Raw genomic sequence first — 1,459 nt, 5'->3', positions numbered from 1 at the left:
TCACCTTGCCCTGCCACAGCCCGCTTTCCTTCGACAGCAGCAGATGTTCGGGCCGCACACCGGCGGTGGCGGCGTTCTTTTGGCGCGCATAATCGCCGGTAATCAGGTTCATGCGCGGTGAGCCGATAAAACCGGCGACGAAGAGGTTGCGCGGTGTTTTGTAAAGCTCCATCGGCGAACCGACCTGCTCGATATTGCCGCGGTTGAGCACCACGATCTTGTCGGCCATGGTCATGGCTTCCACCTGGTCGTGGGTGACGTAGATCATCGTCGTCTTCAGCGTGTTGTGCAGCTCGGAGATTTCCAGCCGCATGGTGCCGCGCAGCGCCGCATCGAGGTTGGAAAGCGGCTCGTCGAACAGGAAGGCTTTCGGTTCGCGCACGATGGCCCGGCCGATGGCGACGCGCTGGCGCTGGCCGCCGGACAGTTGCGAGGGCCGGCGTTCGAGATAATCGGTAAGGTTCAGCACCCGGGCGGCATCTTCCACCTTTTTATCGATGACCGCCTTGTCGAGCTTGGCCATCTTCAGCGGGAAGGCGATGTTGTTGCGCACACTCATATGCGGATAAAGCGCATAGGACTGGAACACCATGGCAAGGCCGCGCTCGGCCGGCGCCTTTTCGGTGGCGTCGTTGCCGTCGATGACGATCTTTCCGCCGGAGACGTCTTCCAGCCCGGCGATCAGCCGCAGCAATGTCGACTTGCCGCAGCCGGACGGGCCGACGAAGACGACGAACTCGCCGTCGTTGATATCAAGATCGATCGACGGGATGACTTTCGCCTCACCGAAGAGCTTGGACACGTTCTGAAGGGAAATGCTGCCCATGTTTGTCGTTCCTTATTTCACGGCGCCAAAGGTCAGGCCACGCACGAGTTGTTTCTGCGAGAACCAGCCGATGACGAGAATGGGGGCGATCGCCATCATCGAGGCGGCCGAGAGTTTTGCCCAGAACAGCCCCTGCGGTGAGGAGAAGGAGGCGATGAAGGCGGTCAGCGGCGCGGCATTGGTGGTCGTCAGCCGGATGGTCCAGAAGGATTCGTTCCAGGCGAGGATGACGTTGAGCAGCAGCGTCGAGGCGATGCCGGGCACCGCCATTGGCGTCAACACATGGACGATCTCGTTCCAGAGCGAGGCGCCATCCATGCGGGCGGCCTCAAGGATCTCGCCGGGGATTTCCCGGAAGTAGGTGTAAAGCATCCACACCACGATCGGCAGGTTGATGAAGGTGAGCATGATGGTGAGCCCGATGCGGCTATCGAGCAGGCCGGCATTGCGGAAGATCAGATAGATCGGCACCAGCACGGCCACCGCCGGCATCATCTTGGTGGACAGCATCCACATCAAAATGTCCTTGGTGCGTTTGGTCGGCGAGAACGCCATGGCCCAGGCGGCGGGAATGGCGATGATCAGCGCGATGATCGTTGAGCCGAGCGACAGCACCACCGAGTTCATGAACGG

General features: G+C 61.0%; 2 protein-coding genes. Both read right to left on the bottom strand.

The window, feature by feature from the left end; all coding sequences use genetic code 11:
* Positions 1 to 826 (bottom strand): ABC transporter ATP-binding protein (locus tag DXT96_RS26800; protein WP_153517190.1); only part of this gene is annotated, 826 nt, incomplete at its 3' end.
* Between the two features lie 12 nt (positions 827 to 838).
* On the bottom strand, positions 839 to 1,459 hold a 621-nt coding region (locus DXT96_RS26795), incomplete at its 5' end, for a carbohydrate ABC transporter permease (protein ID WP_153517192.1).

The organism is Agrobacterium sp. ICMP 6402, assembly GCF_009498615.1.
In the GTDB taxonomy this organism is placed as follows: domain Bacteria; phylum Pseudomonadota; class Alphaproteobacteria; order Rhizobiales; family Rhizobiaceae; genus Agrobacterium; species Agrobacterium burrii.
This window is presented reverse-complemented; position numbering and strand designations above follow the sequence as displayed.